Raw genomic sequence first — 26438 nt, 5'->3', positions numbered from 1 at the left:
TCAGGTGGAATGAGAATGACCGCGTTTGTTTCACTGTATGAAATTTTTCTTACAGTTCGCTGATCGCGCTGCTTAAGCTCAGACGTTCATCTTCGTTTAATGGGATGAGAGGAAGACGCACTGAACCGACATCAAGGCCTTTCAGCTGAAGAGCTGTTTTCACAGGAGCCGGGTTAGGCGCTTTAAACAGTTCCTTCATAATCGGCAGCAGTTTCTGGTGAATCAGTGCCGCGTTAGCTGTTTGCCCATTTGTATAATTTTTGATCATTTGCTGCATATCAGAGCCTACTATATGGCTTGCGACTGAAACGACACCTCTTCCTCCTACTGACAGAACAGGAAGCGTCAAGGCGTCATCCCCAGAATAAACGGAGAAATCTTCAGGCGTTTCCGCAACAATTTTTGTAATCGCTTCGAGATCTCCGCTCGCTTCTTTAATCGCAACAACATTCGGAATATCCGCCGCCAAACGGATTGTCGTCTCAGGAGCAAGAGAAGCAACGGTGCGCCCCGGCACATTGTACAGCATAACCGGAAGAGATGTTTCAGAAGCAACAGCTTTAAAATGCTGATACATTCCTTCTTGTGAAGGTTTATTATAATACGGCGTAACAAGCATCACCGCATCTACGCCTGCTTCCTCAGCTTTTTTGGTCAGCTTAATGGAATCTTTCGTATTGTTGCTGCCAGTACCCGCAATGACAGGCACCCGGCCGTTCACTTCTTTGACCGTATATTCAAATAGTGCTATTTTTTCTTCTGTTGAAAGGGTTGGTGATTCTCCTGTTGTTCCCGCTACTACTAAAGAATCTGTTCCGTTTTTCAACAAGTAATCAATCAGTGTAGACAATTTTTGAAAGTCTACATTCCCTTTATTGTCAAAAGGTGTAATCATAGCTGTAGACACATTTCCGAAATTCATTTTTTTCACCTCATCATGATTCAATCACATTTACTTAGAAAGTTCAAACACTTCATGCAAAGCGTTTACAGCAGGAACCATGTCCTCTTCATGGACAAGCACCCAGATGGTCGTGTGGCTGTCCGCCGACTGCAGAATAGGAATCTCTTTCTCTGATAGAGCTGTCACAATTTTAGACGTTACACCCGGGACGCCCATGATACCGGCACCGACCGCCGAAACTTTTGCACAGTTTTTCGTCACCATCGGGTCATAACCCATATCCATTAAGATGCGCTGAGCTGTTTCCGTCTTGTTCCCAGCCACCGTATAAACGATTTCACTAGGTGTAATGTTAAAGAAATCAACGCTGATTCCTGCACTCGCCATCGCTTTAAAAACTTCAGTCTGAACGTTATACTGACCGATTTTTGAAGGCACTTTGAACTGTGTGACATCTTTGACATGGGCAATTCCGGTAATCAGCCGTTCAAAAACATCACTGCCGACATTGGAAGAATGATGTGATGTCACCAATGTGCCTTTATCTTTGGAATATGTTGAGCGGACGCGAATCGGAACCTTAGCCTGCATCGCAATCTCCACAGCTCGCGGATGAATCACTTTCGCTCCCTGGTACGCCAGGTTGCAGATTTCTGTATATGTTACCACAGGAAGCGGTTTCGCGTTTTCCACTACTCTCGGATCAGCAGTCATCACACCTTCAACATCTGTGAAAATATCGATGTATTCAGCGTCAATTGCCGCCCCAAGTGCAGCTGCAGACGTATCGCTGCCCCCTCTTCCGATCGTTGTTGTATCGCCCTTTTCAGTAGCGCCTTGGAATCCTGCGACGACTACTGCGTCATGATTCGCAAGCACACTGAATAAACGCTCCGGTTTCATTTCAAGGATTTTCGCATTTGTATGCTGATCATTCGTTAAGAACCCAGCCTGAGCCCCTGTCAGCGCAGATGCTTTTACACCGTTATCCAGCAGCATGCTCGTAAAGACGACAGAAGAAATCGTCTCTCCGCATGATAAAAGCAGATCCTGCTCTCTCGGGGAAATCGCAGACTGATCGCCGTAAAGCAGTCCCAACAGAGAGTCTGTTGCGTACGGATCACCCTTCCGGCCCATCGCGGAAACGACAACGACAACCTTATATCCTTCACTGATTGCTTCTTTAATGTGCTCTAAAGCCAGTTTACGGCCTTTGTCATCTTTTACAGATGTCCCGCCAAACTTCTGAACAATTATCTTCACTGTTTTCACTCCAAATTATTCGGACGTAACAGAAGAGAGCAGGCTATTTGCGCCTTACTCTCTTCTATTCGTCTTTGGGAAATTCTTTCTTTTATACGAGGTTTAGTTTTTTCAGGCTTTCTGCAATTTGAACAGAGTTCCATGCCGCGCCTTTTAATAGGTTATCAGAAACTACCCATAAATGAAAACCGTTTGCTCTGTCCAAGTCTTTGCGGATACGGCCTACAAACACATCGTTTTTGCCGACTGCATCGGCAGGCATCGGATAAAGCTGCTGGCTCGGGTCGTCCTGAAGTGTAATGCCAGGAGCTTCTTTTAATAGGTTTTTAATATCTTCCACAGTAGCGCCATCTCGGTCTACCTCGATGTAAACGGACTCTGAATGGCCGGTTTCAATCGGAAGTCTCACACATGTAGCCGCTACTTGAAGCTCAGGCATGTGCATGATTTTTTTTGTTTCATTTATCATTTTCATTTCCTCAAACGTATAGCCGTTATCTTGGAATTTATCAATTTGCGGAATCGCATTGAAAGCGATTTGATAGTGTTTTTTATCCCCTTTTACAGGCATAATCTCTGGTTTGATTTCTTCGTTGTTCAAAATCGCCTCTGTTTGGCTGTACAGCTCTTTTACAGCTTCATTTCCCGCTCCTGATACCGCTTGGTAAGTTGATACGATAACTTTGTTTAAGCCGTAAGCTTTGCGGATCGGTTCCAGCGCAGCCACCATTTGAATTGTAGAGCAGTTAGGGTTGGCAATAATGCCGTTGTGTTCGTGCAAGTCTGCCTCGTTAACTTCAGGCACAACAAGCGGTGTATTTTCGTCCATACGGAACGCACTTGTATTATCTATAACAATAGCGCCGCGTTTTACAGCTTCTGGTGCCAATGCCTGTGATACGCTTCCGCCAGCGCTAAACAAAGCAATATTTACCCCTTCAAAGCTCTCAGGAGAAGCTTCCTGAACAGTCAGCTCTTGGCCTTTAAATGTGACTTGGGTACCCGCAGAGCGTTTTGAAGATAGCAATGTAAGTGTGTCCATTTCAAAATTTCTGTCTTCAAGTGTTTTAAGCATTTGTTGTCCTACAGCTCCTGTCGCTCCGACAACAGCTACGTGTAAACCTCTTCCCATCTGTAAAACTCCTTCCGCCAATCAGCTTCATTGAATTGATTTGACTATAATTTTACGTTTTATTTTACCATAGAATATGCGGGTGATGACCGAAATTTTTTGTTTGGGAAAGATTTTCTGTATATTTAGTCATTTCCCTGATAATTATCAACGAGAATTGGCTGAAGCTGCTGATGCATCAGCGCCTTTTCAACGGTTTGAGGAAGCAGATCCATTTTGGCAACCATTGAATTCGGTTTTTTGAAGGGATCGTCTTGCCCAAATGGAATAAAGAAGATATTTTTGGTAGACATGAGCCTCATTAGGTTTGTGCCGTTTAAACCGAGAGCGTCATTTGTTGATATACCGAGAACGACCGGCCGATTGTTTCTGATTGTTGCTTTTGCAGCCATCAGTACAGGGCTGTCTGTCATGGCGTTGGCGAGCTTGCTCATTGAATTTCCGGTTAAAGGCGCAATTACCATGCAGTCCAGCGGAAGCTTTGGCCCGAGGGGTTCAGCCTTTACAATTGAATCAATTGCCTCATATCCGGTAAGGTCTTCAATCTTTTTAACCCATTCCGCTCCTTCTCCAAAGCGTGTATCAGTCGATTTTACAGTAAATGTGACAATCGGCCGGACTTCCGCTCCTTCATTGACTAGCGTCTCAATTTGCGGAAACACCGCTTCATATGTGCAATGCGAGCCGGTCAGTCCAAATCCGATTCTTTTCCCTTTTAGTGACGACATTCTTATTTCCCCTCCTCAGCATGTAGTTCAGCCAAAAGCTTGCTCAAGACATTGGCGAGGATCTGCCCTGCTGTTTTAGGAGCGACAATCCCCGGCAAACCAGGGGCAAGGAGTGCCTTAATCCCTTGTTTTTCAGCATATTTAAAATCGGTTCCGCCGGGTCGTGAAGCCAGATCCAATATTAAGGTTTTCGGTGTCATGCGAGAAAGCACAGTTTGATTCAAAATCATGCTCGGTATGGTATTAATACAAATATCTATATCTTTGACATGCTCTTTGAGTTCATCAGTGTGAAACGGAACGAGCCCCATTTCGGTGATGCGCGCCAGATGCGCTGAACTTCTTGCCCCGACCTTTACCTTCGCTCCAAGCGCGGCAAATGTACGGGCGATCGTCATTCCGGTGCGTCCCAGCCCGAGAACCGCCACCTGAGATCCGTGTATCGTATAATCTGTATGCTGAATGGCCAGCATGATGGTTCCTTCTACTGTCGGAATAGAATTGTATATCGCAATGTCATCCCGCTCAAACAGCTTAACAAGTTTTCTGTTTGCTTGAGCTGCAATGTTTTCTAAATAGGCGTTAGAAATTCCTGAGAAAATGACACAGTGTGCAGGCGTTTGGTCAAGGTGCTCCTGTTTTAAAACAACTTCTTCATTTGAAAATACGGTTGATACGACACCTTCTCCTGTTGTCGCAGACACAGGAAGAATGATACTGTCTATTTGCTGATAAGGAATTTCATCAATGTTGCATTTTACAGCTCCGGTAAAACCGTGATCCAATTGGTCAAAACCGACGAGATAGATGTCAGTCTGCTGTTCAGTGAGCTTTCTAATAATTTCGAGCTGTCTTGCGTCACCGCCGATAACTGCAATTTTCAATCCGGTTAACATGTTAAACGTTCACCTTCTTTGTATATACTGGATCCCTAGCTGTTAAGCTCCCCTTCATCTTATGATCAAAAGGAAATAGCGGTGAATTAAAACATACGCTTTTTTCACACAAAAAAACATCGGCTGACTCAGCCGATGTTTGGATGTTTTCATGAAAGCCCATAACCTGCAGAGTTGGGCCTTTTCTATAGTTACTCTTGGTGAGGAGAAATTTCCTCAGGGACATCTAAAATGATCATATCTGATCCGATCTTTTGAATATGATTCCAGGGGACACGAATGTCTTGACCGTGTTTTCTCAAACCAAACCATTTGACTGTCGGAATGAGGAGCGCTGTGATCTGACCATCCTGTTCATTGATTTCTAAATCGGTCTGACCCAGTACTCCCAGCCGTTCAGCTCTTTTGATGTCGACAATTTCCTTCCCGGATAATTCACTGAGCCGCATCTCTGTCACCCCCTTGTACTATGTATGATCAAAAGGATAAAAAAATGCCTGCTCCGTTTCAGGGCAGGCATTTCAGATTTATGACGGCATATTGCCAGAGGGGCTGATAAGAGCCAGAGAATAGTCATTCGTAAACATTTGTCTGGCAAGACCGTTGACACGTTCTAAGTTTACAGCATTTAATTCATTAATAATTTCGTCTAATGTTTTGTGTTTTCCGAGCAGCAGTTCATTTTTACCATTTCGGCTCATTTTGCTGTTCGTGCTTTCTAAGCTCAGCATCAAGCTTCCCTTCATTTGCTCCTTACTGTTTTCCAGCTCTTTCGGCGTTATGCCGTCGCGCTTTAATGTTGCAAGGGTTTCTTGAATGGTTTCTGACAGCTGCTGAAGCTGATTTGCACCTGTTCCGCCATAAATGGTGAGCATGCCGCTGTCCTCATATGAGCTGTGATAGCTGTAAACAGAATAAGCGAGCCCTTTATCTTCACGAACATCTTGGAACAGACGGCTGCTCATGCTGCCTCCGAGCACATTATTAAGGACGATCAAATCATAAATTTTTTCATGACCGACTTCCAGCCCTTTAAATCCCAGGCATAAATGGGCTTGTTCTGTTTCTTTTTTTCTTGTGAGTTTTTCTGTATGGAATCCGGGCTTCTGTAGACCTGTCGCTTTGCCTTTTGCCTCATATGATCCGAACCATTTTTCTACATCTTTTATAAAGCTTTCTGAAATATTACCCGCTACAGAAATAACGACACGGTCCGGCGTATAATAATCATGCATGTACTGTCTGAGAGAGTCGCCGTTAAAGGAATCAAGCGTTTCTTCTGTGCCTAGAATCGGATAGCCTAAAGAATGATTCCCGTACGTGGCTTTACTCAGTAAATCATGAACAATATCATCGGGCGCGTCTTCATACATTTTTATTTCTTCGTAAACTACATTTTTTTCTTTTTTCAGCTCGTTTTCATCAAAAGTTGAATGAAAGAACATATCTGCTAATACGTCAAGGGCGTAATTCGCATGTTCATCAAGCACTTTTGCATAATAGCAGGTATATTCCTTTGAGGTAAACGCATTAACCTGACCGCCAATACGATCAAAAGATTCTGCTATCTCACGTGCAGATCTTGTGCTCGTCCCTTTGAAGAACATATGCTCCAAAAAGTGGGAAATCCCATTTATCTCCGGCGTTTCGTGCCGCGAGCCTGTACCAATCCAAACGCCGATCGCAACAGAACGGACTGTCGGGTTATTTTCAAGCACAACTCTTACACCATTTTGACACGTATATCGTTTAATCAAATTTGTTCCTCCTATTCAAAGACTAGCTGCCTGCCCTGTTACTTCAACAGTCTTGTTTCATCCATTAGTTCAGTGACTGTTCCAAGCGCATATCCTTTATCTTTTATCTTTGTAATCAGCGCTTCAAGACTTTCCGCCGTGGGATCGGTCGGATGCATTAAAATCATGGCACCATTATGTATCTTGCTTAACACCCGGGTTTGAAGTGCAGACGGAGCCGGTTTTTGCCAGTCGATTGTATCAACCGTCCACATCACCGTTCCCATATGTTTCTCAGCTGCAATGTCAACAACCGCTTTCCTGAAACTCCCGCTTGGCGGAGCGAACCATTTCGGCTTGACGCCGAGCGTTTTTTCTATTTGCTCATTCGTCTTGTCGAGCTGTTCGGAAATTCTTCCTGTAGTCAGTTTGCTCATATCCGGATGATTGTATGAATGATTTCCGATTTCATGTCCTTTTTCCGCAATCTTTTTAGCCAGCTGTTCATTGTTTTTCACCCAATTGCCTTCCAGAAAAAACGTAGCCTTCACGTTATGCTTTTGAAGGACAGGGAGCATTCTTTCCAAATATTCGTTTCCCCATGCCACATTAATTAAAAAAGCCACCATCGGTTTTTCCGGATTCCCTTTGTAAATAGGCTCTGGCTGAAGAGACTCAAGATGAACGCTTGGTTTTACTTGACTGTACACTAAATCGTTTTCCCGAAACTCACCGTGCTTTTTCATTTTTTTATATGATTTTTCAATATTGACCTTTAAACCATTGTAACCGGGAATGCTTTTCCACACCTTGTCTATTCTTGCATTCTGAGGCTTTACTTCATAATCTGGCGCCTTTTGAAGCAATTCTTCATATAGCGGGTCTTTGGACGCCGAGACGGTCACCGTATCTTGTTTCATTGCCCCTATATAATCAAGTGTGTGCGGATTTTTCATCATCTCGAAAGAAACAAAAAAAAGAAATAGAAAAACGGCAAACGGTACAAATTTTTTGTACATGTTCTGTCCCCCCTCACCTCACATTATGAAGGAGAAGGACAAGGTAGAACCCGCTTGCTTTTTAAAGCGTCAAAATAAAGAAGCCGGGTCTCCCAGGCTCCTTTTATGTTTTCATTTAAGATTTTTGTTCTTCTTTTTCTTTCTCTTCACGGAGCACAGCTTTACGAGACAAGTTGACCCGTCCTTGCTTATCGATTTCAGTAACCTTCACAAGAATCTCGTCTCCGATTTTGACAACATCTTCAACTTTTCCTACGCGCTCAAGCGCAAGCTCTGAAATGTGCACCAAACCGTCTTTTCCGCTGAAAATTTCAACGAAAGCGCCGAACTTTTCAATTCGTTTCACTTTACCTAAGTAAAGCTGGCCGACTTCAACCTCTCTGACGAGGTCTTCGATGATTTTCTTCGCTTTTTGGTTGCTGCTTTCAACTGTCGACGAAATAAAGATTGTGCCATCCTGCTCGATATCAATTTTAACACCGGTCTCTTCGATGATTTTATTGATTTGTTTTCCGCTAGGTCCGATGACATCGCGGATTTTATCAGGATTAATAGCCATTGTTAAAATCTTAGGCGCATATTGAGAAAGCTCTTTTCTTGATTCGCTTAATGTAGCAAGCATACTGTTGAGGATTTCCATTCTTCCTTTTTTCGCCTGCTGAAGCGCTTCTTCAAGAATCTCTCTGGAGAGGCCTTCAATTTTAATGTCCATTTGCAGCGCCGTTACGCCCTTTGCAGTTCCGGCAACTTTAAAGTCCATGTCTCCAAGCGCATCTTCCATACCTTGAATATCAGTCAGAACAGTATAATGTTCGCCTGATTTGACAAGTCCCATTGCAATACCTGCGACTGGTGCTTTAATCGGTACACCGGCATCCATCATCGCAAGTGTGCTTGCACAGATACTTGCCTGAGAAGTAGAACCGTTTGATTCAAGCACTTCAGATACAAGACGGACAGTATAAGGGAAGTCTTTTTCAGACGGAATAACAGGCTCAAGCGCACGCTCACCAAGAGCTCCATGTCCGATTTCACGGCGTCCCGGTCCGCGCATCGGTCCAGTTTCCCCGACGCTGAATTGCGGGAAGTTGTAATGATGCATAAACCGTTTCGATTCTTCAACACCTAAACCATCAAGGATTTGCACATCTCCGAGAGCACCTAACGTACAAACGCTGAGAGCCTGGGTCTGTCCTCTTGTGAACAATCCGGAACCGTGTGTTCTCGGCAAGAGGCCAACCTCAGAAGAAAGCGGGCGGATTTGATCGACTCCGCGGCCGTCAGGTCTTACTTTCTCTTCAGTAATCAGGCGGCGCACTTCATTTTTGACAAGCTTGGACAAAATCTGTTTGACTTGTTTGATTGTTTCCTCGTCATGCTCATCATCCTCGAATTTTGCCACAACTGTGTTTTTTACTTCATTAATGGCATCTTCGCGGGCATGCTTTTCATGAACCTGGATTGCTTTCAGCAGATCTCGCTCTGCTAAAGCCTTTACTTTTTCACTCAGCTCTTCATCAATTTCATAAAGCTTAATTTCTGATTTTTCTTTGCCGACAGCTGCGACAATTTCTTCTTGGAATGCAATCAGGCGTTTAATCTCATCATGGCCGAACATAATCGCTTCTAGCATCGTTTCCTCAGGAACTTCGTCTGCTCCTGCTTCCACCATGTTAATTGCATCTTTAGTTCCGGCAACGACAAGATTGATATCACTTTTCTCAAGCTGATCAACCGTCGGGTTAATAACAAATTGATTATCAATGCGTCCGACAGTTACCCCTGCAATCGGTCCTTCAAACGGGATGTCTGATACAGAAAGTGCAAGCGATGAACCGAACATAGCAGCCATTTCTGAAGAGCAGTCTTGATCAACACTCATGACGATGCTGATGACTTGAACTTCATTACGGAATCCATCGGCGAACAAAGGCCGGATCGGACGGTCGATTAAACGGCTCGCCAAAACAGCTTTTTCACTTGGACGTCCTTCTCTTTTAATAAACCCGCCAGGTATTTTACCTACCGCATACAATCTTTCCTCGTAGTTTACAGTAAGCGGGAAGAAATCAAGCGGTTTCGGTTCTTTTGAAGCGGTTGCTGTACTGAGTACTGCTGTATCGCCGTAGCGAACCATAACAGCACCATTTGCCTGTTTGGCAAGCTGGCCGGTTTCAACAGTAAGCGTTCTTCCGGCCCAATCTATGGTAAAGACATGTTTTTCTTGTCCCATACGATTACGAACTCCTCTCTTCGTTGTGTGAAATAATCAATTACTCCTATTATGAACGAAATGGATTGAACATATCAATGTCAAAGTAGTATGTAAAAGGATTTCAATGATTGATTATAAAAATTTTTCGCTTTTATACGATAAAAAAGCGGGAATCCTCCCGCTTTTTACGATTATCGACGTAAGCCTAGTTTGTTAATTAACTCACGGTAACGAGTTACGTCTTTATTACGCAGATACGTAAGAAGATTACGACGCTTACCTACCATTTTAAGAAGACCGCGACGTGAATGGTGGTCTTTCTTGTGAGTACGTAAATGCTCGTTCAAGTTGTTAATTGAATCAGTTAGGATAGCGATCTGAACTTCTGGAGATCCAGTATCAGATTCGTGTGTTTTAAACTCGCTGATGAGTTGGTTTTTACGCTCTTGAGTAATTGCCATCCTGTTTCACCTCCAAATAATATTTAGCCCCAGTTACCTAGCAACCGTCGGTGACTTCGGATTGCCAAGCAAAGGTTTTAAGACTACGAAAACTATCATACTAAAAATCGAGCCTATATGCAAATATTTTAGAATAAAATTTGTGTGCGCTGCATGTTATTTCCGCAAATTGCTGAAATAACGGATCGCTTGCTGCTTATCTTTCTCAATTTGCTCTGTTAATTCTTGAATGCCGTTGAACTTGCGCTCGCTCCGAATACGTTTATACCATTCAATTTTTATAGCGGCTCCGTATACTTCTTGATCAAAATCAAATAAATTGACCTCAATTGAAGGCTGTTCCGGACGTTTTTCATAAAACGTCGGCTTATAGCCGATATTGCAAACGCCATTGTAAATCTCGCCGTTTATTTCCGCCTTGACGGCATATACACCGGTCGGCGGGACAATATAGCTGTTATTCAAGCCGATATTGGCCGTCGGAAACCCGATTGTCCGCCCTCTTTTATCTCCGTGAATGACAATTCCTTTAATAAAGTAGGGCTGTCCAAGCAAGACATTGGCCAGTTCAACGTCTCCGTTTTGAAGTGCAGTCCGAATATAGCTGGAGCTGATTTTTTTATCCTGCTCCGTCAATTTTTCCACCATTGTGCAATCAGCTTTTCCATCTAAATCAACCGGCATCGTTTCCATTGTTCCTTTGCCGTATTTTCCGTACGTAAAATCAAAGCCTGCCACTGCATGCTGTACATTAAGGCCTAAAATATACTGATCAACAAACTGCTTAGGAGTCAGAGAAGCAAACATTTCATTGAATTTAACGACATACAGTATCTCCGTGCCTAATTGTTCAATTTGGCTGATTTTATCTTCAAGAGGGGTAATCAGATCCTTTGGTTCCTGATCCCTGCCCAGCACATGGGAAGGATGGGGATGAAAGGTCATCACGGCTAATGTCAGATCCTTTTCTTCAGCTATCTGTTTAGCTGTGCCGATTACCTTTTGATGCCCTAAATGAACGCCGTCAAAATAACCTAACGCCATCACAGACTTTGGCTGCTCCTCTTTTATTAAATGATGCGGATGTGTAATATGTATCGTCTTCACAGAACGGTCACCTTTTTTCTATTGTTCGCTTTTTTGCATCAATACTTTTGCCGGCTTTAACAGCCCGTGTTTTGTAGGATGAGGGAAATAAATCGCCAGACAGCTTCCGGATTCCGTATAGACTGCGAGACGGTCGTCACTTGTCAGATCCGAGAATTGTTCTGGTGTTTCAAGCAAGGCCCCATTTTCTACTTTCTTAGCTAATGTATCACTTATGATCCATTTCGGCAAATGATTGAGCGCACGTTCAATAGAGACTGTATGCTCTGCTACAGTTCCGGACTCGGCTTGAGCTTCCAGCTCTTCAAACGTAAAGCATTCATCAAGAGAAAAGTCACCGGATGCCGTACGGATCAAATGAGACATATGAGCCGGATATCCGAGCTTTCCCCCAATCATAACCGCCAGTGTCCGCACATAGGTTCCTTTTGAACATGTTACTGTAAACCGGAAACTCGCTGTCTCTCCATTATGTTTAACCCCTGTAGTGAGCACAATATCTTCAATGGTAATAAGACGTTTTGGCCGTTCTACTTCAAGTCCCGCTCTTGCATATTCATATAATTTTTTGCCGTTTACCTTTACTGCGGAATACATCGGGGGAATCTGTTCTTGTTGTCCCTTTAAACTGTTTAAAACCTTTTCTACTTCTGCTTCATCAACAGCTTGATCTACTGGCTTTGTTTCAACGGTTTCTCCGGTTTGATCCTCTGTCGTCGTTGAAACACCAAGCGTAATTTCAGCATCATATGTTTTAGACTTCTCAGTTAAATATTCGACAATTTTTGTAGCCCGGCCCACACAAATCGGAAGCACACCTGATACCTCAGGATCAAGCGTTCCCGTATGTCCGACTTTTTTTGTTTTTAGCAGCTTCCGGATCTTCATGACACAATCATGCGATGTCATGCCGACCGGTTTATGTAAAAGGAGAACTCCGTTAACCATATGCCTTTCACTCCTTCTGTTGTGAGGATTTTCTTCAAAACGCAGAAAAGAGGACAGACGACGAACGCCTATCCTCTTCATTTGTTATTCAGACGGGTTCTCTGAATTCAATTGGTGAATCAATGTTTCGATTCGATTTCCGTAATCAATTGATTCATCGAACTCAAATTCAATTTCAGGCGTTTTACGAAGTCTGATGCGGCTGCCGATTTCAGAGCGAATAAACCCTTTCGCCTTAGCAAGCCCTTTCAGTGCTTCCTCCCGTTTTTTCTCGTCTCCGAGAACGGAAATATACACCTTTGCAATTTGTAAATCACCTGATACACGTACATCCGTTACTGTCAGAAAACCAATTCTCGGATCCTTCAGCTTTCGGCTGATAATATCACCGAGTTCTTTTTTCATTTGCTCGCCGACACGGTTTGCTCTCATACTCAATTCAATCACCTCTAAGTTAAAACCACTCTGTTCTAGTGATCGTCCGTTCAATTTCAGGAAAAGAGTCGATAAACGCAAGAACACGCTGCAACTCTTTTTCTGTCTGAACGCGAGAGGAAGAAACAGCGGCAATTCCAAAGCTGGTTCTTTGCCATGTGTCCTGATAGCCAATCTCCGAAATCGAAACATTGAACTTATTTTGAACCCTGGTTAAGATCCGCTTCAGAACGGCGCGCTTTTCTTTTAACGATCCTGCATCATAAATGATGCATTCACATTCCGCAAATCCGATCACGTTCTTTCAATTTCTTGCATGACATACGCTTCAAGGATGTCACCTTCACGAATGTCATTGTATTTCTTAATCGTTATACCACATTCGTAGCCTTGTGAAACTTCTTTCACATCGTCTTTAAAGCGTTTCAGAACGTCCACTTCACCTTCGAAGATTACGACGCCGTCACGAATTAAACGGAGGCCGCTGTCGCGCGTAATCGTTCCTTCAGTAACATATCCTCCGGCAATCGTACCGATTTTAGACACTTTAAATGTTTGGCGGACTTCTACTTGACCAATTACTTTTTCTTCATATTCAGGATCAAGCATACCTTTCATAGCTGCTTCAATCTCGTCGATTACTTTGTAAATAATACGGTGAAGACGAATATCTACGTTTTCAGCTTCAGCCGTACTCTTAGCATTACCGTCCGGTCTCACATTAAACCCGATAACAATTGCATTGGAAGCAGATGCTAAAATAATGTCAGATTCTGTGATTGCACCAACGCCTGTGTGGATGATTTTCACTTTAACGCCTTCAACTTCAATTTTTTGAAGTGCGGCTGTTAAAGCTTCGGCAGATCCTTGAACGTCAGCTTTTACGATGAGGTTGATGTCTTTTACATCACCTTGTTTAATTTGCTCGAATAAGTCGTCAAGACTCAGCTTTGCTTTATCGCTGCGCTGCTCTTCAAGCTGTTTGGAAGCACGGGCTTCTCCAACAGAACGAGCTGTTTTTTCATCTTTAAAGACAAGGAATTGATCTCCCGCTTGAGGCACGTCATTTAGACCGGTAATTTCAACCGGAGTAGACGGTCCCGCTGTTTTCACACGGCGACCAATATCATTGACCATTGCACGGACACGGCCAAATGTATTGCCGACTACGATCGGATCACCGACATGCAGTGTTCCAGTCTGTACGAGCAATGTCGCAACTGACCCTCTGCCTTTATCAAGTTCGGCTTCAATAACAGTTCCTTTTGCCTGGCGGTTCGGGTTCGCTTTCAGTTCCTCTACCTCACTGACAAGCAAAATCATTTCAACGAGTTCATCAATGCCTTTTCCAGTTAAAGCGGAAAGCGGAACAAAAATCGTTTCTCCGCCCCAAGCTTCAGGCACAAGTCCGTATTCTGTCAGTTCTTGCATCACACGGTCAGGGTTTGCAGCTTCTTTATCAACTTTATTCACAGCAACGATGATCGGTACTTCTGCCGCTTTCGCGTGGTTGATCGCCTCTACTGTTTGCGGCATTACACCGTCATCCGCAGCTACAACCAAGATCGTAATATCGGTTACTTCCGCACCGCGTGCACGCATTGTTGTAAATGCGGCGTGACCCGGGGTATCCAAGAAAGTGATTTTCTTGCCGTTTTCTTCGATTTGGTAGGCTCCGATATGCTGAGTGATTCCGCCAGCTTCTCCTTCAACAACCTTTGTTTTACGGATGCTGTCAAGAAGCGTTGTTTTCCCATGGTCAACGTGACCCATGATTGTAACGACAGGAGGACGAATTTCAAGATCCTCTTCTTTGTCAGGCTCTTCGTATTTCTCTAATTCAGTTTCTTCAAGGACAATAACTTCTTCAGTTTCAACACCGTATTCTGATGCAATCAGCTCGATTGTGTCTTTATCGAGCTCTTGGTTAATGGTCGCCATAACACCAAGAAGCATCAGTTTTTTGATGAGTTCAGAAGGCTCTTTGCCAAGCTCTTCAGCCAGTGCGCCGACTGTTAAAGTGCCTGAGAACGTAATTTTTTCAGGAAGCTCTTTTTTCGGCTTCACAGGCTTTTGCTGATGTTGGTTTCTGTTGTTGTTATTGTTGCGTTTATTTTTTTTGTTGTTGTTATTCTTCTTGTTTTTGTTAAATTGATTATTCTGCACGTCATTCTTCTTTCCGTCTCGAATTTTATTTGGTTGATTTCCAGCAGACTGCTGATTTACCCCTTGCGGCTGTTTGTTTTTGTTCGTTTCCGCAGGCTTTTGAGATTTAACGGCTGCGCCGCCTTTTTTAAATTTGGCATCAAGCTGTTTAATGGCCTTTTCTTCAAGCATGGCCATATGATTATTCACTTCTAAATCCATGTTCTTCAGTGCGGTCAAAATTTCCTTACTTGAAACATTTAACGCTTTTGCATATTCGTATACTCTCATTTTAGCCATTCGTTCACCCCCAAAAATATTAATCGAGCAAGCTGATCAGCTTATTCGCAAAACCTTGGTCAGTGACGGCGACAACGACACGGGATTCTTTACCGATAGAGCGTCCAAGAATCGCGCGATCCGCGACTTTTTTATAAGGAACTTTATAATAATTGCACTTGTCGGTTACTTTCTTTGCTGTGTTAGATGATGCATCCTCTGTAAGCAGGACAAGCTTCGCACGCGCATTCCTGATTTCTTTAATAACCAAGTCCTCGCCTGACACGACCTTACGAGCTCGATTGGCCAGACCCAGCAAGGGAAACCATTCCATTCCAGACATTTTATTTTTTCACCTTTTCCGCCAGTTCCAGCAATTCTTCGAAAATCTGGTCATCGATTTGTGATTGAAATTGATTTTGCAAAGTGTTTTTCTTTTTTGCTGCTAAGATGCACTCTTTATCCAGCGTTAAATAAGCACCCCGCCCGTTCTTTTTCCCGGTCGGATCTACTGAGATTTCGCCTTCTTTTGAACGTACAACTCGGATTAGTTCCTTTTTAGGCTTCATTTCTCCAGTCACTACACACTTGCGTAACGGGATCTTTTTGTGTTTATTCACCTAAGGTCACCTCTTATTCATCCGATTCAGCAATTTCAGGCTCCGTAAAGAGCGGCTCTTCGTCGTCTTCTTCAAGTTCTCTCGGATAGATTCCAAGCTCTCTTGCGTCTGTTTCGCTCTTAATATCAATCTTCCAGCCTGTCAATTTAGCAGCTAAGCGTGCGTTTTGCCCTCTTTTGCCAATCGCCAGAGACAGCTGGTAATCAGGAACAATAACAGTTGTCGCTTTTTCTTCTTCATTCACGATGACATCCAGCACTTTCGAAGGGCTGAGCGCATTCGCGACAAATTCTACAGGATCATTCGACCAGTTGACAATGTCAATTTTTTCACCTTTTAATTCATTGACAATCGCCTGTACACGCTGGCCTTTAGGACCGACGCAAGAGCCCACCGGATCCACATCAGGATCATCAGTGCGAACAGAAATTTTCGAACGGTCGCCTGCTTCTCTGGCAACAGATTTCAGCTCTACAGTTCCATCATAAATTTCCGGCACTTCGATTTCAAATAAACGCTTCAAGAGGCCTGGGTGTGTTCTTGACACATAAATCTGCGGGCCTTTCGTCGTTTTTTCTACTTTTGTGATATAAACCTTAATGCGGTCATGAGGCTTATAGCTTTCATTTGGCATTTGTTCATTAACCGGCAGCAAGGCTTCAATTTTGCCCAAAGACACATAGATAAATTTATTGTCCAGGCGCTGGACAATACCAGTCATGATGTCTTCTTCACGGTCAATAAACTCAGAATAGATCACACCGCGTTCAGCTTCGCGCACACGCTGTGTCACGACCTGCTTCGCTGTTTGGGCCGCAATGCGTCCGAAATCCTTAGGCGTTACTTCAATCTCTACAACATCGCCTACCATATATTCCGGGTGGATGCTTTGCGCCTCTTCGATTGAGATCTCCAGTCTTTGATCGTATACCTCATCAACGACATCTTTTCTTGCGAATACACGGATTGTACCTGTTTCACGGTTCAAATCCACCCGTACATTCTGCGCCTGATTAAAATTTCGCTTATAAGCAGAAATTAAAGCAGCTTCGATTGCTTCAATGATAATTTCTTTGCTGATGCCTTTTTCTTTTTCAAGAATGGTGAGAGCATCTAATAATTCACTGCTCATGTTAACGGTCTCCCCCCTTAAAACTTGTATTCATTAGAATGTTACAGCTAATCTTGCGTTAGCTATTTTTTCATACGGAATATCGATCCGTTTCTTTCTTGTTTTGATTGTCATCTCAACTGTCACTGTTTGTCCATCGAATTCAGCCAGCTGTCCTTCAAACACTTTTACGCCGTCAATCGGCTCATAGGTCTTAATGTATACATTTTTCCCAAGTGATTTTTCGAAATCGGCTTTTTTCTTTAATGGACGCTCAGCTCCCGGGGATGAAACCTCAAGAAAGTAATTTTGGCTGATTGGGTCTGCCTCATCAAGCTTCTCGCTTAGAGCTTCGCTTACTTTGGCACATTCCTCAATATCCACACCGTCATCGGAATCAATAAACACGCGAAGGAACCAGCTTTGACCCTCTTTGACAAATTCAATGTCAACGAGTTCGAGCTGAAGGCTGTCTACGATTGGCTGAGCCATTTCTTGAACGGTGTCAGTCACTTTTTTGCTCATGTTCTTCCTCCTTGTGCTGTCGATATCATATTCGTCTCGTCACTCTGCATAAAAACCCTGCTTCAAAAGAGCAGGGGCTTTAAAGTAAACGATGAACATGTCGAGACAAAATTGTCTTGTTCAATACAAAAGAGCGGGTTTCCCCACTCTTTGCCTCGGTAATCGTTAGCATTTCCAATAAAACTATACCATAACCATATTTTTATTGCAAATGGATATACGTTACCTTTACGCTGTTAAGCTGATCACAGGGGCTCTACTCATACGATTGCACTTTTGCCGCTCATGTATGCATAAAAGCCGAATTTCTTAAGAAATTCGGCTTTTATATGCTAAAACAGCGATAATTGGTTTTGATCCGGCAATGACTCCAAACAGCCGTGACGATCTAAATACTCTAAAATCGTTTTTGATACTTTCCCTCTCTTTTGCAAATCTTCTTTTGAGAGAAATTCTCCTTCTTCACGGGCCTTTACAATATTTAGAGCGGCGTTCGTACCTAATCCAGGAATAGAATTAAACGGCGGGATCAGGCTGTTGCCGTCAATAATAAATTCCGTTGCGCTGGAGCGGTATAAATCGACTTTTTGGAATGAATAGCCTCTTTCACACATTTCCAGCGCTAATTCTAATACTGTGAGAAGGTTTTTTTCCTTCGGCGACGCATCAAGCCCTTTGGAGTTGATATCCTCCATTACAGCTTTGATTGCTGTGGAGCCTTTGATCATTGTATCAATATCAAAGTCGTCTGCACGAACCGTAAAATAAGCCGCATAATACAGAAGCGCGTGATGCACTTTAAAGTAAGCAATACGGACCGCCATTAATACATAAGCCGCGGCGTGGGCTTTCGGGAACATGTATTTAATCTTTTTGCAGGAATCGATATACCAGTCTGGTACATTGTTATTTTTCATTTCTTCTTCCCATTCAGGCGTTAAACCTTTTCCTTTACGGACAAATTCCATAATTTTAAACGCCAGTGACGGCTCGAGCCCTTGATAGATTAAATAAACCATAATGTCATCACGGCAGCCGATCACCTCACTCAGCTCACAAATATTATTGTGAATGAGCTCTTGCGCATTGCCGAGCCATACATCTGTTCCGTGAGACAGCCCTGAAATCTGAACGAGCTCAGAAAACGTTGTCGGCTTTGTGTCTTCAAGCATTTGCCGGACAAAGCGGGTTCCGAATTCAGGAATACCCAGAGTGCCCGTTTTACATCCAATCTGTTCCTGTGTGACACCGAGTGATTCGGTTCCTTGAAAGATTTTCATTACTTCAGGGTCATCTGTCGGAATCGTTTTCGGATCAATTCCGCTTAAATCTTGAAGCATACGGATTACCGTCGGGTCATCGTGCCCCAGAATATCAAGCTTCAGCAGGTTGTCATGAATAGAATGGAAGTCAAAATGAGTCGTTTTCCATTCAGAACCTGTCGCATCTGCCGGAAACTGAATCGGAGAGAAATCATAAATATCCATATAATCCGGAACTACGATAATACCGCCAGGGTGCTGTCCGGTCGTCCGTTTTACACCTGTACAGCCTTGCACAAGCCGGTCGATTTCGGCGCCGCGCATATGGAGATTATTGTCGCCGGCATAGCCTTTTACGTAACCGTAGGCTGTTTTTTCTGCAACCGTGCCGATCGTTCCTGCACGATATACGTTGTCTTCTCCGAACAATACTTTTGTATAATTGTGGGCCTGCGGCTGATATTCCCCTGAGAAGTTCAAATCGATATCAGGTACTTTATCCCCTTTAAATCCTAGGAACGTTTCAAACGGAATATCGTGCCCGTCTTTTTTCAAAGGCGTTCCGCAATGAGGACACATTTTGTCAGGCAGGTCAAAACCTGAACCGACAGATCCGTCATTAAAGAACTCAGAATGCTGGCATTCAGCACATATATAGTGCGGTGGCAGCGGGTTCACCTCTGTAATCTCAGTAAGTGTCGCAACTAATGAAGAACCTACCGATCCCCGTGACCCTACCAGATACCCGTCATCGAGAGATCTCTTTACGAGTTTATGAGAGATCAAATAAATAACAGCAAAGCCGTGGCCGATGATACTTTTCAGTTCTTTTTCAATACGCGCTTCAACGATTTCAGGGAGCTGCTCTCCGTAAATGCTACGTGCACGCTGATAGCTCATTTCTCTGATCTCTTCATCAGCGCCTTCGATTTTCGGCGTATATAAATCATCTTTAATCGGCTTGATGTCTTCAATTAAAGACGCAACCTTTTGTGTGTTGGTGACAACGATTTCCTTCGCTTTTTCTTCTCCTAAGAAGGAAAAGGCTTCAAGCATTTCATCTGTCGTTCTGAAATGCACTTTCGGGAGTTCGTGTCTGTTCAGCGGATTCGCGCCGCCCTGAGAGGATACTAAAATCTTTCTGTAAATTTTGTCCTCATCATTCAAATAATGAACATTTCCTGTTGCGACAACAGGTTTATTAAGCTTTTCACCGAGTTTGGTGATATTCGTAATGATTTCTTTCAGCGATTTTTCATCGCGAACCAGTTCTAGCTCAAGCAAGTGGCGGTACACCTCAGGCGGTTGAACCTCGAGATAATCGTAGAATGACGCAACATCCTCCACCTCTTCCGGCGACTTTTGCATCATGCCTTCAAAAACCTCTCCTCTGTCGCAAGCTGAACCGATCAGAAGGCCTTCCCTGTATTTCTCAAGCTGAGATCTTGGAATACGCGGCACTCTGTAAAAATAATGAATATGGGAAAGTGAAACGAGCTTAAATAAGTTTTTCAAGCCTGTGCTGTTCACCGCCAGCACTGTTGCATGATACGGTCTTGACCTTTGATAAGCGTTGGACTGACCCATATTTTCATTCAGCTGGTCATGATACTGAATGCCCTTTTCAGCAGCATCCTCCAGCATTTTCAAAAGCAAATAAGCGGTTGCCTCGGTATCGTAGATCGCGCGGTGGTGCTGTGTAAGTTCAATGTTAAACTTTTTACACAGCGTGTTCAGACGGTGATTCTTAAATTCCGGATAAAGAAAACGGCCGAGCTCCAGTGTATCAATGACAGGATTTTTTGCTTTTTCAACTTGGAGAAGTTTTTTGAAAGCAACGTTTAAAAATCCCATATCGAAGCTTGCATTATGGGCGACGAGAATATCATCGCCAATCCATTCTCTGAAATCTCTTATCACGTCTATTACATCCGGCGCGTCGACCAGCATATCATCAGTGATGCCTGTCAGTTCAATGATTGTCGCCGAAAGCGGACGATGCGGGTTGGCAAATGACTCAAACTTATCAATGATCTCCCCGCCTTTCACTTTTACAGCCGCCAGTTCAATAATCGTATCATACACAGCGGAAAGTCCGGTTGTTTCGACGTCAAAAACGACATATGTTTCTTCATCAAGCAAACGGTGTGCGGGATTATAAGCAATCGGCACCCCGTCATCCACGATATTTGCTTCCATTCCGTAAATCATTTTAATTCCATGTTTTTGGGCAGCAGAATACGCATCTGGGAAGGATTGAACGACAGCATGGTCAGTCAAAGCGATCGCCTCATGCCCCCATTTTTTCGCCTGTTCAACAAGCTTTCCGATGCCTGTTACAGCATCCATTTGGCTCATTGGGGAATGCAGATGCAATTCTACCCTTTTTTCTCCTTCAGGCGCCGTGTCTTCACGGTTTTTTGCTTTTATCTCATTTACATCGTTTGCAATCATGACCAGATCTCGGACAAAGGTGTCGTTTTGAATGCTTCCGCGCGCTTTTACCCACATGCCCTTTTTCAGAGACTTCATCAAGGCCGCATCTTCTTTTTCTCTTGCAAACATTTTAATTAAGATACTATTTGTGTAGTCAGTAATTTTGAAGATGCACAGCGTGCGCCCGCTTTTCAGTTCTCTGGTTTCCACATCAAACACATAACCCTGAACCGTAATTCTCCGTTCCTCGTCCATTATGCTGTCAAGTGTTCTGATTTCCTCGTTATCTTTAATTTGATAGCCGATAACAAGAGGCCCTGAAGGAGCTTGATCTTCATCACTTTCTTTATCTTTCTTCTCCATTTCAATTAAAGCCTGCATCGCCCGTTCTTGATCTTCAGCTAGCTTTTGTTCCCGAAACTTTTGCACTTCTTGATCAGATACAAATATTTCAGCATCAAGCTGAAAATCCGGAAACCCAAATTGACGGTATCCCGCTTGAATCATCGCACTGTATTTGTTCTTAAGAGCAGATGCTTCTGTATCCGTTTTTGTTTTGACAATCAGTTTGTTGCCTTTCAGCTTTGGTTTTTGCTGGCTTAAGAGACTGATAATCGGCGGTGAAATGCCTTGCAGCTCTTCAATGCAGCGTGTCCAGTAATCCTGCACGAGGCCTTCATCAACCTCGGCATCATGCACTTCGATTGAAGACGTCACTTTTGCAATATGGGCAAACGATTGCGTCAGCCTCATGGTTAACATGTCATATATTTGATAAGGCAGCAAAGATTTAAATTTAAAATGAAAATGCCAAGATTTAGATGCTTTGTGTATCGTCAGCTTTTTAATTTCGCCATCTTCAAAGTATGTCATGAAGGTATCATCTGTCATATTAATCTGCTGCAGAAGAATTTGAAACTGCCTTCTGTTTACTGATAACTGTTCCATTAAGACAGTATCCCCCCTAAAAACATCATAAGTGAAGGTACCTCAGGCAATGAGGTACCTTCTATTATTTCTATTTTAACATGTTTTTTGATAAATCGTTATGGTGTTTACTGCTTGCTGATAAAACCAGATAACTCATCAACAGAAACTTCTGTTGACTCACCTGTTTTGCGGATTTTCACTTCCACAATTCCTTCATCAGCCCGTTTGCCGACAGTAATACGGATTGGAAGACCGATTAGATCCGAGTCAGCAAATTTTACGCCGGCGCGTTCCGCACGATCGTCATACAGCACTTCATAGCCTTTCGCCTTTAAATCAGCGTACAGCTTTTCAGCCAATTCTTTTTGCGCATCGTTTTTGATATTCAGTGCAAGAATATGAAGATCATACGGCGCGACGCTTTTTGGCCATATTAAGCCTTTTTCGTCGTGATGCTGTTCAGCAATAGCAGAAAGGGTTCTGGAAACACCGATTCCGTAACAGCCCATCAGCATTGGCTGTGCTCGTCCGTTTTCATCTAAATATGTCGCATTCATCGCTTCAGAATAACGAGTTCCAAGCTTAAAGACTTGTCCGACTTCGATTCCTTCTGCAAAACGGATCGTGCCTTTGCCGTCTGGTGACGGGTCGCCTTCCTTAATAAAGCGAAGATCGGCAAATTCTTTAATTTGCGCATCGCGGGTTACGTTGACATTTTTATAATGATAATCTCCTTCATTCGCACCGGCAACAGCATTAACCATTGCTTTAACAGCGAAATCTGCATAGACGTCAATCTCTTGATTCACACCGATAGGTCCGACAAAACCAGGCTCTGTTCCAAGCTGCTGAACGACCTCTTCATGAGAAGCAAGTTCCATAACCTCTGCATGCAGGAGATTCTTCACTTTAATATCATTCACTTCGTGATCCCCTCTTACAAGCACCAGAACAAAACGGTCATCCGCTTTAAACAATACCGATTTAATGCAGGCTTCAGCTGAAACCTGTAAAAATGCAGTCAGCTCATCGATCGTTTTCACATTAGGAGTGTGCACTTTTTCTAAAGCGATAGGCTCTTCATTTGAAGTGACTTCCTGATAAAGAACTTCAGCCATTTCGATATTGGCTGCATATTGTGATTCATCAGAGTACGCAATGGTATCCTCTCCGATTTCAGAAAGTGCCATAAACTCATGTGTATCTTTTCCACCCATGGCACCTGAGTCAGCGATAACAGGTCTTACATTAATGCCGCAGCGGGCGAAAACATTAGAATACGCATTGTACATTTTTTGATATGTTTCATCCAAGCTCTCTTCAGAAGCATGGAAAGAATAAGCATCCTTCATAATGAATTCGCGGCCTCTTAACAAACCGAAGCGCGGGCGTTTTTCATCCCTGAATTTAGACTGGATTTGGTACAGAGTCAGAGGGAGACGCTTATAGGATTTAACCTCATCGCGAACGAGTGAAGTGATCACTTCTTCATGCGTTGCCCCTAAAGCAAATTCACGGCCGTGACGGTCTTGAAGTCTCATCAGTTCAGGACCGTACGTATACCATCTGCCTGATTCCTGCCATGTCTCAGCCTGCTGCAGCGCGGGCATAAGCATTTCTACAGCGTCGATTTTTTCCATTTCCTCACGGACGATCTGCTGAATGTTTTGAATAACCTTATACGCAAGAGGCATATAGCTGTATACCCCGCTCGTATTCTGTCTGATAAATCCTGCTCTTAGAAGAAGCTGATGACTTTTCGCTTCGGCATCAGCTGGAACTTCACGGAGCGTAGGAATAAGCGTCAAGCTTTGTCTCATTTCTTCGCACCTCTGATTGATTTACTTTTCATTTACAAAAACAGCCGCTGGATATCGTTCCATGTAACGACCAGCATAAGAAGCATTAGGAAAGCGACTCCGATAAACACCACAAAGGCTTCTTTTTCTCTGTTGATCGGTTTGCCCCGAATGGCTTCTATAAATAGAAACAATAGTCTTCCGCCGTCAAGAGCCGGAATCGGAAGCAGGTTGACGATACCAAGGTTAATACTTAAAAATGCAGCAAACTGGAATAAATTAATGATTCCCGTTTTTGCCACTTGGTCTGTCATATCGTATATGCCGACAGGACCTGAAAGCATATCAATTTTAAATTGTCCTGTCACTAATTTACTGAGATTTGTTAATATCGCTTTTGTAACATCAACAGTTGATGTTGCACCATAAGCAACTGCTGAGAGAACGCCTTTCTCAGTTGGCGCGTAAGAACCAAAGCGGCCGATTGTTTTTTTGTTCTCATCTTTAACGGCTTCCGGAGTAACTGAAATGTGGAGCGTTTTGTTATCTCTTTTTACCTCAACGTCAATTTCTTTTTCCGGGTTTTCTTTTACCGCAGAGACAATGTCGGTCCAGGACCTCATCTTCTCTCCGTTAATGCTTTGAATGTAATCTCCTTCTTTTAGCCCTGCTTCGGCTGCCCGTCCGTTGTCTGTCAGTTGTCCAAGCATAGGCTCATTTGACGGAACACCCTGAATCAGCCCAAGCATCACTAAAATGACATAAGCCAATATGAAATTCATAATCGGACCTGCGGCAATCGCCTTAATTCGCTGCCACACAGGTTTGGAACCAAACTGGCGGTTATACGGCGCGATCTGAACTTCTTCTCCGTCTACAATGAAAAAGGAGGTTTCACTCACACTAAAGCTGGAAAGCTCATCCTCTTTCCCCTGTTCATAGCCGGTGATCTTCATGTCATGCTCTAGGTCCGCCGTTTCCACCTCGATAATTAAAGCATCCGGGTATTTTTCCTTTTGATTGATGATGACTTTTTCAACCTGATCCTCTTTGTTAAAAAGAAGCCCGATCGTGTAGCCGGGTTTCACCTCAATCATTTCCGGATCTTCGCCGGCCATGCGGACAAACCCGCCGACCGGGAGAAGTCTGATCGTATACACCGTTTCATTTTTTTTGAATGAAAAGATTTTTGGACCAAAGCCGATCGCAAATTCACGGCACAAAATTCCCGCTCTTTGGGCTAACAACAAATGGCCCAGTTCATGGAAGAAAACGAGCGTTCCGAAAATAATGATAAACGCTATAACTGTATTCACGAACATACCACCTTATGTGAGTATTGAATTGACGTATCCCCGGGTATCTTTGTCCACTTCCTGAATGTCTGCCAAGCTAGGCTTTTGAATAACCTGATGGCGGTTTAATGCCTTTTCGATACAGTCTTCAATCGCTAAAAACGATATCTTGCCCGCTAAAAAGGCGGCGACAGCCACTTCATTTGCCGCGTTTAGCACAGTCGGCATTGTTCCCCCTATTTTACCTGATTCAAAGGCAAATTGTAAGCAGCGGAACCTGTCAAAGTCAGCTTTCTCAAAATGAAGACTGCCGATTTCCCACAGCTCGAGCCTTTTGGCGTCTGGCAATGGCAATCGGTCGGGATAGGTGAGCGCATATTGAATCGGAACCCTCATATCAGGAGTGCCGAGCTGTGCAATCACACTTTTGTCATGAAACTCTACCATGGAATGGATGATGCTCTCCTTATGTAAGACCACATCGATTTGTTCATATGGAATATCGAAAAGCCAATGCGCCTCAATCACCTCTAATCCCTTATTCATCATTGTAGCCGAATCAATTGTAATTTTTGCACCCATTGACCAATTCGGGTGCTGTAATGCATCTTCAATTGTAACTGATTCGAGCTGCTCCCGCGTCTTGTCCCGAAAACTTCCGCCGGACGCCGTAATGATAAGGCGATCAATGTTTTTAGCCTGTTCGCCTTGTAGGGCTTGAAAAATGGCTGAATGCTCACTGTCAACGGGCAGCAGCGGAACATTGTATTTCTTAGCATGTTCTTTAACTATATGCCCGGCAGTGACAAGAGTTTCCTTATTTGCAAGCGCAATTGTTTTTTTCTGTTCGATCGCCTTTAACGTAGGGATGAGACCGACACTTCCAAGCAAGGCATTGACAACAATATCGACTTCCTCCATAACTGCCGCTTCAATCAGGCCTTCTTCTCCAAGCCCGATCTGGCAATCAAATGAAAAAGAAACTTGTTTTAATTTGTGATATGTATCCAGATCACCGACAGATACAAACTTCGGCTGAAAGGCCTCTATCATCGGCACGGCCTTATCAATATTTTTGCCGAACGACATAGATACCAGCTGAAATTGGTCTTGGTGCGTACGCAATACGTCAAGAGTCTGTTCGCCGATTGATCCTGTTGCTCCTAAAAGACAAATATTTTTCAAAGTGCCA

Annotated in this window: 23 protein-coding genes; all 23 read right to left on the bottom strand. The window is 43.5% G+C overall.

Annotation, left to right across the window (positions count from 1 at the left end):
- Window positions 1–49: 49 nt before the first annotated feature.
- A complete protein-coding gene (gene dapA, locus NSS75_RS09290) occupies window positions 50–922 on the bottom strand; it encodes a 4-hydroxy-tetrahydrodipicolinate synthase (RefSeq protein WP_024121442.1) in 873 nt (290 codons plus the stop codon).
- A 30-nt stretch (window positions 923–952) separates the two neighbouring features.
- Window positions 953–2167, bottom strand: coding sequence for an aspartate kinase (dapG, locus tag NSS75_RS09285; RefSeq protein WP_024121441.1), 1215 nt, complete (start codon window positions 2165–2167; stop codon window positions 953–955).
- A 91-nt stretch (window positions 2168–2258) separates the two neighbouring features.
- The gene (asd, locus tag NSS75_RS09280) at window positions 2259–3299 is read right to left on the bottom strand and encodes an aspartate-semialdehyde dehydrogenase (RefSeq protein ID WP_095713850.1); all 1041 of its coding nucleotides are present in this window, start codon (window positions 3297–3299) and stop codon (window positions 2259–2261) included.
- 125 nt (window positions 3300–3424) lie between these two features.
- Entirely contained in the window at window positions 3425–4027 is a 603-nt protein-coding gene (gene dpaB, locus NSS75_RS09275; RefSeq protein ID WP_101863323.1) for a dipicolinate synthase subunit B, read from the bottom strand.
- 2 nt (window positions 4028–4029) lie between these two features.
- Entirely contained in the window at window positions 4030–4923 is an 894-nt protein-coding gene (gene dpaA / locus NSS75_RS09270; RefSeq protein WP_198097436.1) for a dipicolinic acid synthetase subunit A, read from the bottom strand.
- Between the two features lie 191 nt (window positions 4924–5114).
- Window positions 5115–5372 (bottom strand): YlmC/YmxH family sporulation protein, encoded by a 258-nt coding sequence (locus NSS75_RS09265; protein WP_010334291.1) that lies wholly within the window; start codon window positions 5370–5372, stop codon window positions 5115–5117.
- Between the two features lie 78 nt (window positions 5373–5450).
- On the bottom strand, window positions 5451–6680 hold the full coding sequence (locus NSS75_RS09260) for a pitrilysin family protein (RefSeq protein WP_024121436.1): 1230 nt from the start codon (window positions 6678–6680) through the stop codon (window positions 5451–5453).
- A gap of 38 nt (window positions 6681–6718) precedes the next feature.
- On the bottom strand, window positions 6719–7678 hold the full coding sequence (locus tag NSS75_RS09255) for a polysaccharide deacetylase family protein (RefSeq protein WP_024121435.1): 960 nt from the start codon (window positions 7676–7678) through the stop codon (window positions 6719–6721).
- Window positions 7679–7793: 115 nt separating this feature from the next.
- Window positions 7794–9911, bottom strand: a complete 2118-nt coding sequence (gene pnp / locus NSS75_RS09250; RefSeq protein WP_188323737.1) for a polyribonucleotide nucleotidyltransferase — start codon at window positions 9909–9911, stop codon at window positions 7794–7796.
- A gap of 173 nt (window positions 9912–10084) precedes the next feature.
- Window positions 10085–10354: a 30S ribosomal protein S15 gene (gene rpsO, locus NSS75_RS09245; protein ID WP_003154182.1), complete on the bottom strand. Its 270-nt coding sequence runs from the start codon at window positions 10352–10354 to the stop codon at window positions 10085–10087.
- A 156-nt stretch (window positions 10355–10510) separates the two neighbouring features.
- Entirely contained in the window at window positions 10511–11461 is a 951-nt protein-coding gene (ribF, locus tag NSS75_RS09240; protein WP_326365550.1) for a bifunctional riboflavin kinase/FAD synthetase, read from the bottom strand.
- A gap of 18 nt (window positions 11462–11479) precedes the next feature.
- The gene (truB, locus tag NSS75_RS09235) at window positions 11480–12409 is read right to left on the bottom strand and encodes a tRNA pseudouridine(55) synthase TruB (RefSeq protein WP_339237090.1); all 930 of its coding nucleotides are present in this window, start codon (window positions 12407–12409) and stop codon (window positions 11480–11482) included.
- A gap of 84 nt (window positions 12410–12493) precedes the next feature.
- Window positions 12494–12847, bottom strand: a complete 354-nt coding sequence (gene rbfA, locus NSS75_RS09230) for a 30S ribosome-binding factor RbfA (protein WP_010334286.1) — start codon at window positions 12845–12847, stop codon at window positions 12494–12496.
- A gap of 16 nt (window positions 12848–12863) precedes the next feature.
- The gene (locus NSS75_RS09225; RefSeq protein ID WP_003220950.1) at window positions 12864–13142 is read right to left on the bottom strand and encodes a DUF503 domain-containing protein; all 279 of its coding nucleotides are present in this window, start codon (window positions 13140–13142) and stop codon (window positions 12864–12866) included.
- Entirely contained in the window at window positions 13139–15289 is a 2151-nt protein-coding gene (infB, locus tag NSS75_RS09220) for a translation initiation factor IF-2 (protein ID WP_024121430.1), read from the bottom strand. The genes NSS75_RS09225 and infB overlap by 4 nt, the downstream gene beginning before the upstream one ends.
- A 19-nt stretch (window positions 15290–15308) precedes the next feature.
- A complete protein-coding gene (locus NSS75_RS09215; protein WP_024121429.1) occupies window positions 15309–15611 on the bottom strand; it encodes a YlxQ family RNA-binding protein in 303 nt (100 codons plus the stop codon).
- Window position 15612: 1 nt separating this feature from the next.
- Window positions 15613–15888, bottom strand: a complete 276-nt coding sequence (gene rulR / locus NSS75_RS09210; RefSeq protein WP_010334283.1) for a glucose-induced regulator RulR — start codon at window positions 15886–15888, stop codon at window positions 15613–15615.
- A 13-nt stretch (window positions 15889–15901) separates the two neighbouring features.
- Window positions 15902–17020, bottom strand: a complete 1119-nt coding sequence (gene nusA / locus NSS75_RS09205) for a transcription termination factor NusA (RefSeq protein WP_095713844.1) — start codon at window positions 17018–17020, stop codon at window positions 15902–15904.
- A gap of 33 nt (window positions 17021–17053) precedes the next feature.
- Window positions 17054–17524, bottom strand: coding sequence for a ribosome maturation factor RimP (rimP, locus tag NSS75_RS09200; protein WP_024121427.1), 471 nt, complete (start codon window positions 17522–17524; stop codon window positions 17054–17056).
- A 332-nt stretch (window positions 17525–17856) separates the two neighbouring features.
- Window positions 17857–22170 (bottom strand): PolC-type DNA polymerase III, encoded by a 4314-nt coding sequence (locus NSS75_RS09195; protein WP_024121426.1) that lies wholly within the window; start codon window positions 22168–22170, stop codon window positions 17857–17859.
- Window positions 22171–22277: 107 nt separating this feature from the next.
- Window positions 22278–23972 (bottom strand): proline--tRNA ligase, encoded by a 1695-nt coding sequence (gene proS / locus NSS75_RS09190; protein ID WP_024121425.1) that lies wholly within the window; start codon window positions 23970–23972, stop codon window positions 22278–22280.
- Between the two features lie 32 nt (window positions 23973–24004).
- Window positions 24005–25273 carry an RIP metalloprotease RseP gene (gene rseP / locus NSS75_RS09185; protein WP_081638303.1) on the bottom strand — a complete coding sequence of 423 codons (1269 nt, stop codon included), beginning with the start codon at window positions 25271–25273 and terminating at the stop codon, window positions 24005–24007.
- A 6-nt stretch (window positions 25274–25279) separates the two neighbouring features.
- Complete coding sequence (dxr, locus tag NSS75_RS09180; RefSeq protein WP_044155869.1) at window positions 25280–26431, bottom strand: 1-deoxy-D-xylulose-5-phosphate reductoisomerase; 1152 nt, start codon at window positions 26429–26431, stop codon at window positions 25280–25282.
- Between the last annotated feature and the right edge of the window lie 7 nt (window positions 26432–26438).

The sequence above is a fragment of the Bacillus sp. FSL K6-1012 genome, assembly GCF_037964915.1.
Classification (GTDB): Bacteria; Bacillota; Bacilli; order Bacillales; family Bacillaceae; genus Bacillus; species Bacillus halotolerans.
The sequence above is the reverse complement of the archived record's forward strand: the minus strand, read 5'-3'. Positions and strand labels throughout refer to the sequence as shown.

Bases quoted from the DNA above. Each gene is read 5' to 3' on its own strand.
- dapA (WP_024121442.1), bottom strand. From the start codon at position 922: ATGAATTTCGGAAATGTGTCTACAGCTATGATTACACCTTTTGACAAT.
- asd (WP_095713850.1), bottom strand. From the start codon at position 3,299: ATGGGAAGAGGTTTACACGTAGCTGTTGTCGGAGCGACAGGAGCTGTA.
- dpaB (WP_101863323.1), bottom strand. From the start codon at position 4,027: ATGTCGTCACTAAAAGGGAAAAGAATCGGATTTGGACTGACCGGCTCG.
- dpaA (WP_198097436.1), bottom strand. From the start codon at position 4,923: ATGTTAACCGGATTGAAAATTGCAGTTATCGGCGGTGACGCAAGACAG.
- NSS75_RS09265 (WP_010334291.1), bottom strand. From the start codon at position 5,372: ATGCGGCTCAGTGAATTATCCGGGAAGGAAATTGTCGACATCAAAAGA.
- NSS75_RS09255 (WP_024121435.1), bottom strand. From the start codon at position 7,678: ATGTACAAAAAATTTGTACCGTTTGCCGTTTTTCTATTTCTTTTTTTT.
- pnp (WP_188323737.1), bottom strand. From the start codon at position 9,911: ATGGGACAAGAAAAACATGTCTTTACCATAGATTGGGCCGGAAGAACG.
- rpsO (WP_003154182.1), bottom strand. From the start codon at position 10,354: ATGGCAATTACTCAAGAGCGTAAAAACCAACTCATCAGCGAGTTTAAA.
- truB (WP_339237090.1), bottom strand. From the start codon at position 12,409: ATGGTTAACGGAGTTCTCCTTTTACATAAACCGGTCGGCATGACATCG.
- infB (WP_024121430.1), bottom strand. From the start codon at position 15,289: ATGGCTAAAATGAGAGTATACGAATATGCAAAAGCGTTAAATGTTTCA.
- NSS75_RS09215 (WP_024121429.1), bottom strand. From the start codon at position 15,611: ATGTCTGGAATGGAATGGTTTCCCTTGCTGGGTCTGGCCAATCGAGCT.
- nusA (WP_095713844.1), bottom strand. From the start codon at position 17,020: ATGAGCAGTGAATTATTAGATGCTCTCACCATTCTTGAAAAAGAAAAA.
- rimP (WP_024121427.1), bottom strand. From the start codon at position 17,524: ATGAGCAAAAAAGTGACTGACACCGTTCAAGAAATGGCTCAGCCAATC.
- NSS75_RS09195 (WP_024121426.1), bottom strand. From the start codon at position 22,170: ATGGAACAGTTATCAGTAAACAGAAGGCAGTTTCAAATTCTTCTGCAG.
- proS (WP_024121425.1), bottom strand. From the start codon at position 23,972: ATGAGACAAAGCTTGACGCTTATTCCTACGCTCCGTGAAGTTCCAGCT.
- rseP (WP_081638303.1), bottom strand. From the start codon at position 25,273: ATGTTCGTGAATACAGTTATAGCGTTTATCATTATTTTCGGAACGCTC.